This is a genomic window from Dokdonella soli (assembly GCF_039523175.1).
GTDB lineage: Bacteria > Pseudomonadota > Gammaproteobacteria > Xanthomonadales > Rhodanobacteraceae > Dokdonella_A > Dokdonella_A soli.
In genome coordinates this window covers 88581-102365 of the sequence record NZ_BAAAEU010000023.1, presented here as the reverse complement: position 1 = coordinate 102365, position 13785 = coordinate 88581, and the positions used below count along the sequence as shown (strand labels likewise).

General features: G+C 67.0%; 14 protein-coding genes and 1 riboswitch. Of the genes, 3 read left to right on the top strand and 11 right to left on the bottom strand.

Annotation, left to right across the window (positions count from 1 at the left end):
- Window positions 1-31: 31 nt before the first annotated feature.
- The 3 genes from ABD002_RS13635 to ABD002_RS13625 all read right to left on the bottom strand — a co-directional run bounded on the left by ABD002_RS13635 (window position 32) and on the right by ABD002_RS13625 (window position 2620).
- Complete coding sequence (locus ABD002_RS13635; protein ID WP_343792013.1) at window positions 32-1426, bottom strand: TolC family outer membrane protein; 1395 nt, start codon at window positions 1424-1426, stop codon at window positions 32-34.
- Window positions 1427-1469: 43 nt separating this feature from the next.
- Window positions 1470-2129, bottom strand: a complete 660-nt coding sequence (locus ABD002_RS13630; protein WP_343792011.1) for a protein-L-isoaspartate O-methyltransferase family protein — start codon at window positions 2127-2129, stop codon at window positions 1470-1472.
- A gap of 128 nt (window positions 2130-2257) precedes the next feature.
- Window positions 2258-2620, bottom strand: a complete 363-nt coding sequence (locus tag ABD002_RS13625) for a hypothetical protein (protein ID WP_343792009.1) — start codon at window positions 2618-2620, stop codon at window positions 2258-2260.
- Between the two features lie 428 nt (window positions 2621-3048).
- On the opposite strand from ABD002_RS13625, the gene ABD002_RS13620 reads away from it, so the two are divergent.
- Window positions 3049-3714, top strand: coding sequence for a TetR/AcrR family transcriptional regulator (locus ABD002_RS13620; RefSeq protein ID WP_343792007.1), 666 nt, complete (start codon window positions 3049-3051; stop codon window positions 3712-3714).
- A gap of 57 nt (window positions 3715-3771) precedes the next feature.
- Here the strand turns inward: ABD002_RS13620 and ABD002_RS13615 are convergent, their stop codons facing one another.
- The 8 genes from ABD002_RS13615 to rph form a co-directional block, all read right to left on the bottom strand.
- Window positions 3772-4119 carry a PilZ domain-containing protein gene (locus tag ABD002_RS13615; protein WP_343792005.1) on the bottom strand — a complete coding sequence of 116 codons (348 nt, stop codon included), beginning with the start codon at window positions 4117-4119 and terminating at the stop codon, window positions 3772-3774.
- Window positions 4116-6290, bottom strand: a complete 2175-nt coding sequence (locus ABD002_RS13610) for a DUF1631 family protein (protein ID WP_343792003.1) — start codon at window positions 6288-6290, stop codon at window positions 4116-4118. Before ABD002_RS13610 ends, ABD002_RS13615 begins: the two co-directional genes overlap by 4 nt.
- A gap of 264 nt (window positions 6291-6554) precedes the next feature.
- Window positions 6555-8378, bottom strand: coding sequence for a TonB-dependent receptor domain-containing protein (locus tag ABD002_RS13605; RefSeq protein ID WP_343792001.1), 1824 nt, complete (start codon window positions 8376-8378; stop codon window positions 6555-6557).
- A gap of 153 nt (window positions 8379-8531) precedes the next feature.
- Window positions 8532-8831, bottom strand: a riboswitch (cobalamin riboswitch).
- A 31-nt stretch (window positions 8832-8862) separates the two neighbouring features.
- Window positions 8863-9051, bottom strand: a complete 189-nt coding sequence (locus ABD002_RS13600) for a CPXCG motif-containing cysteine-rich protein (protein WP_343791999.1) — start codon at window positions 9049-9051, stop codon at window positions 8863-8865.
- A 51-nt stretch (window positions 9052-9102) separates the two neighbouring features.
- A complete protein-coding gene (gene hemW / locus ABD002_RS13595; protein ID WP_343791997.1) occupies window positions 9103-10275 on the bottom strand; it encodes a radical SAM family heme chaperone HemW in 1173 nt (390 codons plus the stop codon).
- Window positions 10276-10404: 129 nt separating this feature from the next.
- Entirely contained in the window at window positions 10405-11007 is a 603-nt protein-coding gene (gene rdgB / locus ABD002_RS13590; protein ID WP_343791995.1) for an RdgB/HAM1 family non-canonical purine NTP pyrophosphatase, read from the bottom strand.
- Entirely contained in the window at window positions 11004-11396 is a 393-nt protein-coding gene (locus ABD002_RS13585) for a VOC family protein (RefSeq protein ID WP_343791993.1), read from the bottom strand. The genes rdgB and ABD002_RS13585 overlap by 4 nt, the downstream gene beginning before the upstream one ends.
- A complete protein-coding gene (gene rph, locus ABD002_RS13580; RefSeq protein WP_343791991.1) occupies window positions 11393-12139 on the bottom strand; it encodes a ribonuclease PH in 747 nt (248 codons plus the stop codon). The genes ABD002_RS13585 and rph overlap by 4 nt, the downstream gene beginning before the upstream one ends.
- A gap of 72 nt (window positions 12140-12211) precedes the next feature.
- Between rph and ABD002_RS13575 the strand changes: the two genes are divergently transcribed.
- Together ABD002_RS13575 and gmk are read left to right on the top strand one after the other, a co-directional pair.
- Window positions 12212-13075, top strand: coding sequence for a YicC/YloC family endoribonuclease (locus tag ABD002_RS13575; protein ID WP_343791989.1), 864 nt, complete (start codon window positions 12212-12214; stop codon window positions 13073-13075).
- Window positions 13072-13704: a guanylate kinase gene (gene gmk, locus ABD002_RS13570; protein WP_343791988.1), complete on the top strand. Its 633-nt coding sequence runs from the start codon at window positions 13072-13074 to the stop codon at window positions 13702-13704. The genes ABD002_RS13575 and gmk overlap by 4 nt, the downstream gene beginning before the upstream one ends.
- Window positions 13705-13785: the final 81 nt, after the last annotated feature.

The window sequence follows — 13785 nt, the reverse complement described above, 5'->3', positions numbered from 1 at the left end:
AGCATCGCGGCTGAAGCCGCTCCTACGGTACTCATTCGAGCAAAGCGTTGATCGCCTCGATGTCCTTCACCTCGATCACGCCGGCCGCCTGCTTGAGCAGCAGGCCGTTCAGCACGAACGTGTGGCGTGCGGCCGAGTAGCTGCTCTGCGCCTGCAGCAGGGTCTGCTGGCTGATCAGCACGTCGACGATCGTGCGCGTGCCGACCTCGTAACCGGCCTTGGTCGCCTCGACCGAACTCTGCGCGGACACGACCGCAGCGCGCGTCGCCTCGACCTCGCTGGCGCCGGCGATCACCGAGCGGAAGTTGTTGCGCGTGGTCGCTTCGACGAGGCGGCGGTTCACTTCGAACTGGTCCTGCGCGAAGTCGCGGTTGTAGATCGCCTGGCGCACGCGCGATTGCGTGGCGCCGCCGCTGAAAATCGGTACATTCAGCACCAGCGAGATCGAGCTGCCCCATTTCGGGTCGCCGCTGAAGTTGTGGAATTCACCGACACCGCCCAGGCTGGAGTCGCCCCAGCTTGGCGAGCGCCCATAGCTCAGTTGCGCACCGATCGTCGGCAGGTGGCCAGCGCGCGCCGTGTTGATGTTCGCGTTCGCCGCCTCGACCTGCAGTGCGGCCGAGTGCAGGGCCGGGTTCTGCTTCAGCGCGACATCGACCCAGGCCTTGGGATCGTCCGGCGTCGGGTGGTCGAGTGGCAGGCTCTCACGCAGCTTCTTGAACTCACCCGGTTCCTGATTGGTGATCTGGCGCACCGCTTCGCGTGTCTGATCGACATTGTTCTGGTTGCTGATCACGCTGGCGATTGCCTGGTCATGCTGCGCCTTGGCGTCATTGACGTCGGTGATCGCGGCAAGGCCGACCTCGAAGCGCTGCTGCGCCTGCTCGAGCTGGCGACCGAGCGCTTTCTCGTTCGCGTCCGCGAATTTCAGCGCATCGAGCGCGCTCAGCACGTTGAAGTACGCGCTCGCGACGCGGACCAGCAGCGCCTGCTGCGCGGCATCGTAGGTCGCCGCGCCGGCTTGCGCGGTGTACCGGCTCGCCTTCAGCGCGGTCCATTTGCTGATGTCGAGGACGCTCTGGTTGAGCGTTGCGGTGGTCGCGCGCGTGTAGGTCGTCTTGGTGATGCCATCGACCGGAATCGTCGCGTTGGGGTTGCCAGGCTTGGTCGGGTCGGGGACCAGCGAAACACCATTGTCGCCGGCACGCGCGCGCGTGAAATCCAGGCTCGCCGCGATCAGCGGCAGCAGTTGCGCGCGGCTCTGGTCGACATTCTCGTCTGTGGCGAGCTTGGTCGCCTCGGCGCCGGCCAGCGTCGGATCAGCGGCGCGCGCCTCCTGATAGACCTGCATCAGGTCGTCAGCGTGTGCCGCGGAAGCACCAATCGCCAGCAGGACGGCCAGCGACAGGGAGCGGATGCGAATCATCGGTTTCTTCCTTCGAAAGTGTGGGGATTTCCTGCCCGCGCGTTCAGAGCGTGAAACGGCGCGGGGGTTCGGCATTCCGCAGATACGGCAGGTCGGTCTCGAACAGGCTTTCCGACAGCCAGTGCGTTTCATCGGGGTGCGTGTACAACGTCGCCTGCATCGCCGGCGATTCGCCGACCACCGCGAACAGGCGGCCGCCGGGCTTGACCCAGCGCTGGAAGCTTTCGGGCAATGCGTAGACCGCGGCACCGACTACTACCGCGTCGAACGACTCGCCGGGCGAGAAGTCGCGGATCGCATCGGCGACTTCGATGCGCGCGTTGCGCACCTGGGCTGCCGCCAGATTCGCGCGCGCGGCTTCAGCCAGGTCCGCGTGCTGTTCCACGCTGACCACGCTGCCTGCGAGCCGCGCCAGGCAGGCGGTCAGGAAGCCGCTGCCGGTGCCGATCTCAAGCACTCGTTCGCCGGGAGCGAGCGCGAGCGCCTGCAGGATGCGACCCTCGATGGTCGGCTTCAGCATGACTTCCCCGTGGCCGATCGGCAGTGCGAGGTCGGCGAACGCGAGCGCGCGATGGCGCGCCGGCACGAAGTCCTCGCGGCGCACGGCACCCAGCGTGTCGAGCACGCGCGCATCGAGGACTTCCCAGGTGCGCACCTGGTTCTCGACCATGTTCTGTCGCGCCAGCTCGGTGTTCATCAGCATGGTCGGGGCTTCCGCAAGAAAAAAAGGTTGAAAAGCATAGGCACTCACTGCATCCGCGGCAATCTACCTTGGCGGCGCGTGCACCCGGGTCGAAGTGCCGGAAGTCATCGCGACGCCAGCCCTGCTTGTCACGCGGCAGCCGCGCCCGCGTCCGCGCCGTGCAACAGTTCCTCGTGCGTCCGCGCGATGGCTGCGCCGATCGTTGCGGCCAGCATCGCATCAACACGTGACATCGATTGGCCGGCGAGGGCGGCGTCGCGCGCGGTGCCCGTCACCAGTTGCAGTGTCAGCCAGCGCGACAGGCTGGCGAGGTCGTCCGCGGACAGCGCGGACAATGTCCGCCGCGCCATGCGAAACGTGCCAATGTCGGCGGCATGATCGCGCGTGGCATTGTCGATCAACGCGGCGAACGCCCGCTGCGCCATGCGCAGCGGCCAGCTCACCGCGTTGCCTGCTTGCTCGCCCACTTGCGGCACGGCGTGCGCGGTCATGGTGTGGTTCCGGACACCGCGCACACGTGTGTCGCGGCAATGGGATGCTCGATCAGCGGAGAAGGTTGCATGGGGTCGTTCCTAGCAAGACATGGGCCATCGCGGTGAGCCGCGAAGATCGATTCTCCCGCCGCGGTGAAGCCGAACATGTGCGCGTTGTTATCCGGCGCGAGTGCTCTCGACCAACGCCGCCCGGGTGCGGGAGGGGGGAGTTCCCGGGCGACGCGGTCGAGAGGCTTTCAAACAGGCGAAGGATCCGGTTTCCTGGGCCGCGTGTTGCGCGAGGAGCCTGCGGACGCTAAAAGCCATGTTGCAAGCCTGATGCCGCCACGCCGAAGGCATAATCGCGGGAAACCATTTATCCCCGTTCATGTACTCCGTAGTATAGTATAAAAACTGAACCCGGTAGTCCAGCTAGTATCCATAAAATGACGTTAGCTATTGCAAAGTCATGCGGCCCCGGTCGCCCGAAGGATCTCGAGAAGCGCGCAGCGATCCTCGAGGCCGCCAAGCGCCTGTTCCCGCAGTCGGGTTTCGAAGGCACCAGCATGGACGTGATCGCCGCCGAGGCCGGCGTGTCGAAGCTGACCGTCTACAGCCATTTCACGGACAAGGAGACGCTGTTCTTCGCCGCGATCCGCGCGCGCTGCGAGGAACAGATGCCGGCGACGTTGTTCGACGTCGATCTCAAGGGGCCGGTCAGGCATCAGCTCGAAGCGATCGCGCGTGCGTTCTTTTCGCTGGTCATGGCGCCGGAATCGATTTCGCTGCATCGCGTGCTGACGTCGGGCACGGGTACATCGCCCAAGCTGGTGCAGATGTTCTGGGACGCTGGTCCGAAGCGGGTGCAGGGTCATTTCCAGCAATTCCTGCACAATGAGGTTGAGGCCGGTCAGCTCGAAATCGCGGATATCCCGCGCGCGTCAGCGCAGTTCTTCGCGCTGCTCAAGGGTGAATTCCACGCGCGTCTGCTGTGTGGATGCTCCGAGCCGATTTCCGAGCACGACATCGAGCGCCATGTGCGGGCGACGGTCGAATTCTTTCTGCGCGCTTATGCGCCGTGCCCGGGCCGCGTATCGCCGGTCAGGCTTTGAACTGATCTGATCGGAGCGGCTTTTCTGCGACAGGGCTGTCGGGGTCGTGTTCGGCGCTCAGCCCTGGAACTCCTCGGCGTGCATGAGCCAGTCGCGCAGCACGCGCTGATCCTCAGCCGTGATGTCGATGAAACGGAAGCCGATCCAGTGGTGGCCGCGGACGTTGGACGCCTCGCTCCATTGCTCGTGGACACCGACTTCGAGCGGATGCAACCGGCCGTGCGCGTCGGGCAGATGGAATACGAACTGGTAGAGCCCGTCTTCGATGATCGGGGCATGGGCGATCAGCATCATGCCTTCCAGCGAGAGGTTGCCGAGCCGGCCCACGACGTCGCCGGTCATTGCATCGGTCACCTGCAGGGCGACGTCCGGACGCTTGCGCGGAAGGCGGCGTTTTTCGTTCATGCGCGCGGCGCCTCGGCCGGATCGGCTGCTTGCGGACGCAGCGTGGCCATGATCGCCTTCCAGGCGCGGTCGATCAGTGACAGTTGCTCGGTGGCCGCCACGCGCGCCTGGCCGCGCGCCATGTCGCGGGCCAACTGCTCCAGCGTCGTGTCCTCGGTGCGTGCGCCGCGCTGGTTCACGAACAGGCAACGCCCGGTCATGGTCGAGAACCAGGCGAGCTTGCGACGCACCGACTGGCCCTGCTGGTTGGTCACGAATTCGAACCAGGTGCCAAACGGAATCTTGCGCAGCCGTTCGAGCATCTCCGCTTCCGCGTCGGTCAGCGTGACCGGCGAGCGAACCGGCGCTGCGTGGCGGTCCGTATTGCCACCGCCGAGCCGGGTCTTGTCCTTCAGCGCGCTGCTGATGCGATCCAGATGTTCCGGCGCGGCGACGGGCGCCGTACCGGGTGCGGGAAACAGGTTGTCGAGCACGCCGCGCACGTCATCGTCGTGCAGGCCGACCTGACGCAGCCCCGCATCGATGTCCTCGCGCAGCGCCGCATCGACCGGCTCCGGCTCCGGCGCCGGTGACGCGGGGGCGGCACGTGCCAGCTGCTCGGCGACCGCAACGCGTCGCTTGAACTCGCTGCCGTCCTTGCCGCTGCGCAGCGCGCTCAGCGCGAGGGCATCGGTCCAGGCGTGCTCGAGCAGCGAGCGCACCATCAGTGTCGGTGTGCCTTCCTGCAGCACGTGCACGATCGCGCTGCGAGCGGTCTCGCGCGCGATATCGAGCTTGTCGCGGCCCTTAGCCGCATCGACGTGGCGGCGCTCCACGACTTCGGCGCGGCGCGCCAGCAGCTGCATATGCCGACCGAGGTCATCGAGCAGGTTGCCGAAAACGCTGACGTCTCCGTCGAAATCGGCGCTGACATGGTCGACGACGATCTGCATCTTCTTGACCAGATCGGGATCCGATTCCGAATCGTCGATCCAGTGCACGGCGGTTTCGGCAATCGTGTTCAGGAGCAACCGTGCCGGGTGGTCGCGACGTGTGAAGAACGTCTTGTCGTCGAGCGCGACACGCAGCACCGGCACATGCAGCCGTGCCAGCAGGCCGAGCGCGCCTGCGCTGCCGTGCATGCTCCGCGTGATGTGGTCGAACAGCATGCCGATGAGGTCGACCGTGTCCGAGTCCTCCTCGGCCAGCCGCAGCGGACGTCCTTCCGGACTCGCGCGCCGCAACTTGACCAGCAGCGTGTTCCTGAAATGTTCGCTGTCATACGCGGCGTTGGCGGTCGCGCGTGTACCTGGACTGCGTTGCAGCGCACCGAGCACGGACTGCACGTCGCTTTGGCTGGCGCTGAAAACCTGGCCTTCGGAGATGCCCGGGACGTCACCGTCGAGGCGCCGCTGCTCTGCAAGCAGGCTGCGCAGCGTCTTGAACAGCTCCTGGTCACCGCCGTCGTGCACAGGCGCCGCTTCGGGCGGATCACGCGGAAGCACCGGCTCCAGCGCGGCCTGCTCGGCGAGTGCCTCGCGCGCGGAGTCGCCGCGCCGATAGCCGGCCGGCATCTGCAGGTTGGGCAGCACGCGTTGCGCGACGAGGTAGGCGTTCACGCTCTCGTAGAATGGCGCGATCGGCAGCATCGCCAGGCGGTCGAATTGCCGATAGGCGAGCACGCGATGCTCGGTGTCCAGATCGAGCGGCTGCATCGCGCAGCGGAATGCGGCGGCGAGTTGCGCCGGACCCAACGGCATCGTGTCGTGCGGCCAGGCCGGCGTACCGGCCAGCACGCCGAGACGATGCGCGAGCGCATAGAGCACCTGACTGTTGCGGATTTCCGACTTGCCGATGATCTCCTGCAGCGCAAGATCCTCCTCGAGTACCGCGGCATCGATCAGTTCGAGCGGCATGGAGGGATCGGCCGTATCCGGCGCAGGTGGCGGCTTCGGCGCACCGCGGATGCGCGTGAATATCGATTCCACGTGCTGCAGGAAGCGCGGCGCTACATCGGCGCGGCCGTGCCGGACCTCGCGAAGACCCTCGAAGCGCTTCTGCTGCTGCGCACTGCTGCTGGAGCGTTCGGCCAGCTTGAACAGCGCGTGTTCGGTTTCGTCGAGCGTGCGCAGGATCGCGCTTTCGAAGTGCGTGAACGTGAGCTCCAGCAGTCCGTCCAGCAACCCGCGCACGCGGGGTGGCAAATCCGTCCGCCGCGCGAGCGACGCGGAGGGCTCGCCCTCATTTGGGCGACCCGGCCTGTCCTGCGCTGGCCTGCGTATCGTCATGCGGCCGGACGTGCTCTCGTACGCTGCGGGTGTGTCGCTGCTGCGCTTGCCCCAATGCGCCGCGATCAGTTGCGCGCGCTCCCCTGTTTCCCCGTCGACCGCCGCTCGTGCGGTCGACGGAGACGATTCTTGCACGTCGTCCAGCGGGCGAACAGAGGCTGCGCAGCGCTACGGCTGCCAGACGATGTCCAGGAAGCCGGAACGCCCCGGCGTGTTGTAGCCGTGGACCAATTCGTAGTTGCGGTCGGCGAGGTTCTCCAGACGTGCGCTCAGGCTCCAGGCTGGGCTCAGCGTGTAGCGCGCGCGCAAGTTCACGATCGCATAAGCCGGCAACTCGACGCCGCCGATATCGTGGCGCCTGCCCGCGTAGACGAGTTCGGCTCCGGCTGTGAAGCGCTCGCCGAAGCTGCGTTCGACGGTGCCGGATACCTTCTGTTTGGCGCGGCGCAGCAATGGCGTGTCGGTGTCCGCGTTGCGCGCGTCCTCCCAGGTGTACGCGGCGCGCGCAGACCACGCCCCCGCGTTGACTCGGTAGCTCAGCTCGGCGCCGTCGAGCTTCGCGTTCGCGATGTTCTCGGCGCGGTTCTGAGGACCGGTGAAGCTGATCAGGTCATGCACGCGCGTCGAATAGAGGTTCGCCTTGAAGCGCTGATTCGCCGTCGGCGAGAACTCGAGGCCGAGTTCGGCGCTGTGCGAGCGCTCCGGAGCGAGGTTCGGATTGCCGGCGAAATAGCCGCCATAGCCGGGATCGTACAGCTCGTTCATGGTCGGACTGCGGAAGCCCTGGCCGAAGCTCGCATACGCGCGCAGCCGTTCGTTGACGCGCCAGCCCAGCGCCAGCGAGCCGGTGGTCGCGCCGCCGAATTGGCTGTTGTCGTCGTGGCGGGCCGAGAGCTCGCTGTCGAACGCGCCGAACGCTGCGCGCCAGCCACCGAACAGCGCGCGGTTGTCGCGACTGTCGCGATAGCGCGGCGTGTTGCTGGAGGTGTCGCGTGTCTCACCCTTTTCGTGGACGAGGTCGAGGCCGGCGATCAGGCGCTGGTTCTCGTCTAGGCGGATCTCGTTCTGCCAGAGCAGGCTGCTGCGTCGGGTCAGGTACAGCGTCGAAAACGCCGGCGTGTTGAGGTCCTCGCGCGCGTTGCCGAGTGCGAGACGATGGCTCCAGTTCGCGCCAAGCTCACCTTCGAGATTGAGGCCGGCGGTCTGCTCGATCACGTTCGAGTAACCTTGGTCGAACTGCACCTGGCCCTGGCTGCGGTACAGCGTGGCCGACAGCAGCTGGCTGCCGAGCGTGTAGGCGCCGCGCGCGGCGAGGTTCGTGTTGCGGTAGCCATCGTCGTCCCCGTCGTACGGGCAGTACGGATCGTTCGGTCCGTTGCAGATGCCGGGATTGGTCGGGGAGAAGCCGCCGACATGACGCGCGCCGACCTGCACGCTGTAGCCGTTCGCGCCGTCCCAGTGGCCGATGCCCGCGCTGCCCTCGGCATCACGGTAGCTGCCATAGCCGAGCGCGACGCGCGGACCCTCGAGCTTGCGCGTGAAGATCTGGATCACGCCGCCGATCGCGTCCGAACCCCAGTAGCTCGCGCGCGGGCCGCGTACGATCTCGATGCGCTCGACCGCGTCCAGCGGCAACTGCTCGAACGCGAACGCGCCGGTGGTCGCCGCTGCGGTGCGCACGCCGTCGATCAGCACCAGCACCTGGTTCGAGTTCGTGCCGCGCAGGAACAGCGAGGTCTGCTGGCCCGGGCCGCCGGTGCGGTACAGATCGATTCCGGCTTCGAGGCGCATCAGGTCAAGCACGTCGCGTGCGACGCTAGTGTCGATGTCCTGGCGAGTGATCACGCTGACGTCGGCGAGCGTCTGGTCGACGGTTTCCGCCACGCGCGAGGCGGTGACCTGCACGGTCGGCTGCAGGTCGACCTCGTCGGCGTGTGCGGCGCCGCCGAGCGCGGCCGAGACCGCGATGAACAAAACGGAATAACGGAACATTTCATACCCTCCTGTCGCACACCCGCGTGGCCAGGGCGTCGGAGGAGGGTCGTGCAAAGGACGGCGGGCGCCCTTGCCCGCCCGTTGCCCGCCGCAACGCCTGGAGCTGATTCGCCGATTCGCTGTCCTGGCTCGTGGAGCCGACTCGAGTGCGATCGGTGAAAGCCTCAGGCCGGTCTCCGGGCTTGCAAGCGATGCGCCTGGTGAAAAGTGCGGTCGCGGACGACCACCTTCTTTTCGCGCTCGGGGATGAGCGCAAAACCACCATTACATCGGCCGAATCGCCTTCCCGCCGCTTCTGCGGCAGTGGCAACTGATCCGGTTCGGCTTGCTTACCGTTGCGGGGGCAGCGCCGGTCTTGAATCGGATTCGTTGATCGAACCCGCATTCGCACCGGCTTCCCGTTTCACCCCGCGCGACAACGCGCGGGACACCTGTGGCGGCGCGCAGTGTAGGGGCGGGGGCGGGGCGCCGCAAGCGAAGCTCAATCGCGATCAGTCGCGGTATCGACGCCGAGCAGCTCGCCGTCGTCATCGACCCGCAGCGTTACTTCGATCGGCCGGCAGCACACGGCGCAGTCCTCGATGTAGCGCTGCGAGCCGGCCGAGAGGTCGACGGTCGTGACGAAACTCTCGCCGCAATAGGGGCACGTCAGCGTGATCGATTCGAGCATGGCGGTCGAGTGCCGATGGGTGACGACGGGCTTCTTCTGCTCCCGATTCCCTCAGCCGTTCTCCGGCAGGAACAGCTCGATCACGTCGTTGAGCCAGCGGCGGCCGAGTTCGGTGGGAATGATGCGCGCCGGATCGCGTTCCAGCCAGCCGCGTTCGCGCGCGACGCGCAGGCCGTCGTCGAGCGCGTCCATCGCGAGGCCCGTGCGTTCCGCAAACAGCGGACTCGCGACGCCGTCGTTGAGGCGCAGCGCGTTCATCATGAATTCGAACGGCAGGTCCGCGCGCGCCACATCGGTGTTCGTACCGAACGCTTCATCGCGTTCGGCGCGTTCGAGATAGCTGCGCGGCAGCTTCACCTTCGTCGTGCGCGCGATGCGTCCGCTCGCTGCATCGCTGAACTTGCCGTGCGCGCCGGCGCCGATGCCGAGGTAGTCGCCGAATGTCCAGTAGTTGAGGTTGTGCGCCGAGCGCCGATCGTCGCGTGCATACGCGGAGACCTCATATTGCGCGTAGCCGGCCTCGGCAAGGCGCTGCTGACAGGCTTCCTGCATGTCCCAGGCGCTGTCCGCGTCCGGCAGCGGCGGCGGTTTCGCGGCGAACAGCGTGTTCGGTTCCAGCGTGAGTTGATAGTGCGAGATATGCGCGGGAAGCAGCGCGAGCGCGCGTTCGATGTCGGCGAGCGCGCCGTCGAGCGTCTGTTCCGGCAGCGCGTACATCAGGTCGAGATTGAAGTTCGCGTAGCCCGCATCCTGCGCTTCCCTGATCGCACGTTCCGCGTCGGCGGCGGAGTGGATGCGACCGAGCCGGCGCAGCTTGGCATCGTCGAAGCTCTGCACGCCGAAGCTGAGTCGCGAAACGCCGGCCTTGAGGTAGCCGTCGAAACGGCCATGCTCGACCGTGCCGGGATTGGTCTCCAGCGTGACCTCGATGCCGCGTGGCAGATCGATGCGCGCGGCGACGCCGTCGAGAATGCGCGCGATCGCGTCGGGTGCGAACAGGCTCGGCGTGCCGCCCCCGAAAAAGATGCTGCGCAGCGGCCGGCCCATGATCGCTTCGCCCAAGCCGCGCAGATCGCGGTCGAGATCGGCGAGCAGCGCGTCGACATACGCATCGACCGGTAGCGCGCCGTTCTGCGCATGCGAGTTGAAGTCGCAGTACGGGCATTTCTTCACGCACCACGGAATATGGATGTACAGCGACAGCGGTGGTGTGACGAGTGACATGACGTGATTGTAGGCGTTGGCGGCGGGTGGGGCGTCCAGGATCGTGACGTGACCGTAGGAGCGGCTTCAGCCGCGATGCTTTTCTGGTGCGTTCGATCAGAACGAAGAGCATCGCGGCTGAAGCCGCTCCTACGAGGAGGGGGCGGCGTGGGCGATCAGCTCGCGCAACCGCGCCAGCGCCTGTCCGCGATGGCTGACGCGGTTCTTGGTGGCGGCATCAAATTCCGCCGCGCCGGCGCCCAGTGCAGGATCGAAGAACACCGGGTCGTAGCCGAATCCGTTGCTGCCGCGCGGCGCGGCGAGGATGCGGCCATGCCAGTGGCCTTCCGCGATCAGCGGCGCCGGATCGTCGGCGTTGCGCAGCAGCACGATCGCGCAGTGGAAATGTGCGGTGCGCCCCGATTCGGGCACATCGTGCAAGGCATCGAGCAGCTTCGCGATGTTCGCCGCGGCGTCGCCGTGGCCGCCGGCGTAGCGCGCCGAGTACAGGCCGGGTGCGCCATTCAACGCGTCGACGCACAGGCCTGAATCGTCGCCGAGTGCGGGCAGGCCGGATGCGCGCGTGGCATGACGCGCCTTGATCAGAGCGTTCTCGATGAAGGTCGAGCCGGTCTCGTCGGCATCGTCGATGCCCAATTCCGGTTGCGCGACCAGCTCGATGTCGAGACCGGCGAGGATTGCGCGCATCTCGACCAGCTTGCCGGCGTTGCTGCTGGCGAGGACGAGCTTCATTGCGCCGGCCCGATCAGATCCCAACGGTTACCGTAGATGTCCTCGAACACGACGACCGTACCATAGGTTTCGTGGCGTGGTTCGCCGTCGAAGCGCGCGCCGGCGCCAGCCAGCGATGTGTGGTCGCGTGCGAAGTCGTCCGTATGCAAAAAGAAGCCGACGCGCCCGCCATGCTGGCGGCCGACGCAGGCCTGCTGTTCCGGCGTGGTCGCCTTCGCCAGCAGCAGGCAGAATGCGGCGTCGGCGGCCGGTGCGACGCGCACCCAGCGCTTGCCGCCGCCGTGGTCGCTGTCTTCAAGCAGGACGAAGCCGAGCGCACGTGCGAACCACGCAATCGCTTCGTCGTAATCCCGCACCAGCAACGCGATCTGCGCGATGCGTCGGCTCATGCGGCGCGCGCCAGCGCTTCACGTTGTAGATTGCAAAGCTCGGCGACGCCCTTGCCGGCGAGTGCCAGCAAGGCATCCAGCTCCTCGCGCCGGAACGCATGGCCTTCGGCGGTGCCCTGCAGTTCGATGAAGCCACCGCCGTCGTTCATGACCACGTTCATGTCGGTGTCGCAGGCGGAATCCTCGGCGTAGTCGAGGTCGAGCACGGGAACGCCCTGGTAAATGCCGACCGATACCGCCGCGACGGCGCCGAAGATCGGGTCGCGCTTGATCAGGTTGCGGCTCTTGAGCCAGCGGATCGCGTCGACCAGCGCGACATAGGCGCCGGTGATCGCCGCGGTGCGCGTGCCGCCATCGGCCTGCAGCACGTCGCAGTCGAGCGTGATCGTGCGCTCGCCGAGCGCCTGGCGGTCGATGCAGGCGCGCAGCGAGCGGCCGATCAGGCGCTGGATCTCCATCGTGCGGCCGCCCTGACCACCGCGCGCGGCCTCGCGCTGCGTGCGCGTACCGGTCGCGCGGGGCAACATGCCGTACTCCGCAGTGACCCAGCCCTCGCCCTTGCCGCGCAGGAACGGCGGCACCTTTTCCTCAATACTGGCGGTGCACAGCACCTGCGTATCGCCGAACGCGACCAGCACCGAACCTTCGGCATGCCGTGTGTAGTGGCGCTGGATCGAGACCGGCCGCAGCTGATCGGCGGCGCGGCCCGAGGGGCGCGCGGAATTCGTGGTGTTATCCGGCATGAACGCGGGTGCTATGGCAAACGGGCCGTGGAGTTTACCATTGCGGCCCTTTCGTTCCTCCGGGATACACCGATGCTGCGTAGCATGACCGCCTTTGCCAGCGCCGAGGCCGATACCGGCCACGGCACGCTGGCGATCGAGCTGCGCTCGGTCAATCACCGCTATCTCGAACTCGGGCTGCGCCTGCCCGAGGAACTGCGCACGCTGGAACCGATCGTGCGCGAGCGCGTTGCAGCGAAGCTGTCGCGCGGCAAGGTCGATCTGGGGTTGCGCTGGAAGCCGGCCGTCGCCGATGCGTCGGCGATCGCGGTCGACGAGGCGCTGGTCACGCGCCTGGCCGAGACCGCGCAGGCGCTGGCGGCGAAGTTCCCGCAGTTGCATGTCGATTTCACCGCGTTGCTCGGCTGGCCGGGCGTGCTGCTCGATCGCGACACTGATCAGGAATCGCTGCGCCAGGCCGCGCTGGGCGTGCTCGACACGGCGCTGGCGGACATGGTGGCTTCGCGTGCGCGCGAGGGCGAGCGCCTTGGCGGATTCATGCGCGAGCGGCTGGATGCGATCGAGCGCATCGTCACCGAAGTTCGCACGCATCTGCCGGAAGTCCGCGCCGCATTGCGCGCCCGCTTCGACACGCGCCTGGCCGAACTCAAGCAACCGCTCGAGCCAGGTCGCGTCGAGCAGGAAGTCGTGCTGCAGCTGCAGCGCATCGATGTCGACGAGGAGCTCGACCGCCTGACCGCGCACGTCGCCGAGGCACGCCGCGTGTTCGGGCTGAAGGAAGCAGTCGGCCGCCGCCTCGATTTCCTGATGCAGGAATTCAACCGCGAGGCGAACACGCTCGGCTCGAAAGCCGCCGATCCGCGCACGACGAATGCGGCGGTCGAACTCAAGGTGCTGATCGAGCAGATGCGCGAACAGGTGCAGAACCTCGAATGAGCAGGACCTCGGCTCCAGGAACGCTTTATATCGTTGCGGCGCCTTCGGGCTCGGGCAAGACCAGCCTGGTCAACGCATTGCTCGAGCGCGAACCGGGCATCAGCCTGTCCGTGTCGTACACCTCGCGGCTGCCGCGGCCCGGCGAGGTCGACGGGCGGCACTACCATTTCGTCTCGCGCGAGGTGTTCGAACGGATGGCTGCGGCGGACGCGTTCTATGAGTACGCGAACGTGCACGGCGATCTCAAGGGCACCGCACGCACCGCGGTCGAGCCGCTGCTGGCCGAAGGCCGCGACGTGCTGCTCGAGATCGACTGGCAGGGCGCGCGCCTGGTGCGCGCGGCGCGGCCCGACTGCGTCAGCGTGTTCGTCCTGCCGCCCTCGCGCGCGGAGCTCGAGCGCCGCCTGCGCACGCGCGCGTCCGACGACGCGGCGGCAATCGCGCGCCGGCTCGCCGATTCTCGCCACGAGATCGCGCATGCGCAGGATTTCGACTACATCGTGGTCAATGACCAGTTCGCCGATGCGCTGGCCGACCTGCGTGCGATCGTGGCCTGCCAGCGCCTGCGTCGCGGCGCGCAACTGGCGCGCCACGCGGCGTTGGTCGATGACTTGCTGAAGAGCGATTGAACGCCAGGTGCGGTTGCTGGCGGCCGCGCCTCGGCATCGGCTAAGGTAGCGCGCCGCGCATCCCGCTTGCGCGTCAGAACG

What these genes read in the sequence shown, in the direction of transcription:
- ABD002_RS13635 (WP_343792013.1), bottom strand. Translation starts at nt 1,426, where the DNA reads ATGATTCGCATCCGCTCCCTGTCGCTGGCCGTCCTGCTGGCGATTGGT.
- ABD002_RS13630 (WP_343792011.1), bottom strand. Translation starts at nt 2,129, where the DNA reads ATGCTGATGAACACCGAGCTGGCGCGACAGAACATGGTCGAGAACCAG.
- ABD002_RS13625 (WP_343792009.1), bottom strand. Translation starts at nt 2,620, where the DNA reads ATGACCGCGCACGCCGTGCCGCAAGTGGGCGAGCAAGCAGGCAACGCG.
- ABD002_RS13620 (WP_343792007.1), top strand. Translation starts at nt 3,049, where the DNA reads ATGACGTTAGCTATTGCAAAGTCATGCGGCCCCGGTCGCCCGAAGGAT.
- ABD002_RS13615 (WP_343792005.1), bottom strand. Translation starts at nt 4,119, where the DNA reads ATGAACGAAAAACGCCGCCTTCCGCGCAAGCGTCCGGACGTCGCCCTG.
- ABD002_RS13605 (WP_343792001.1), bottom strand. Translation starts at nt 8,378, where the DNA reads ATGTTCCGTTATTCCGTTTTGTTCATCGCGGTCTCGGCCGCGCTCGGC.
- ABD002_RS13600 (WP_343791999.1), bottom strand. Translation starts at nt 9,051, where the DNA reads ATGCTCGAATCGATCACGCTGACGTGCCCCTATTGCGGCGAGAGTTTC.
- hemW (WP_343791997.1), bottom strand. Translation starts at nt 10,275, where the DNA reads ATGTCACTCGTCACACCACCGCTGTCGCTGTACATCCATATTCCGTGG.
- rdgB (WP_343791995.1), bottom strand. Translation starts at nt 11,007, where the DNA reads ATGAAGCTCGTCCTCGCCAGCAGCAACGCCGGCAAGCTGGTCGAGATG.
- ABD002_RS13585 (WP_343791993.1), bottom strand. Translation starts at nt 11,396, where the DNA reads ATGAGCCGACGCATCGCGCAGATCGCGTTGCTGGTGCGGGATTACGAC.
- rph (WP_343791991.1), bottom strand. Translation starts at nt 12,139, where the DNA reads ATGCCGGATAACACCACGAATTCCGCGCGCCCCTCGGGCCGCGCCGCC.
- ABD002_RS13575 (WP_343791989.1), top strand. Translation starts at nt 12,212, where the DNA reads ATGCTGCGTAGCATGACCGCCTTTGCCAGCGCCGAGGCCGATACCGGC.
- gmk (WP_343791988.1), top strand. Translation starts at nt 13,072, where the DNA reads ATGAGCAGGACCTCGGCTCCAGGAACGCTTTATATCGTTGCGGCGCCT.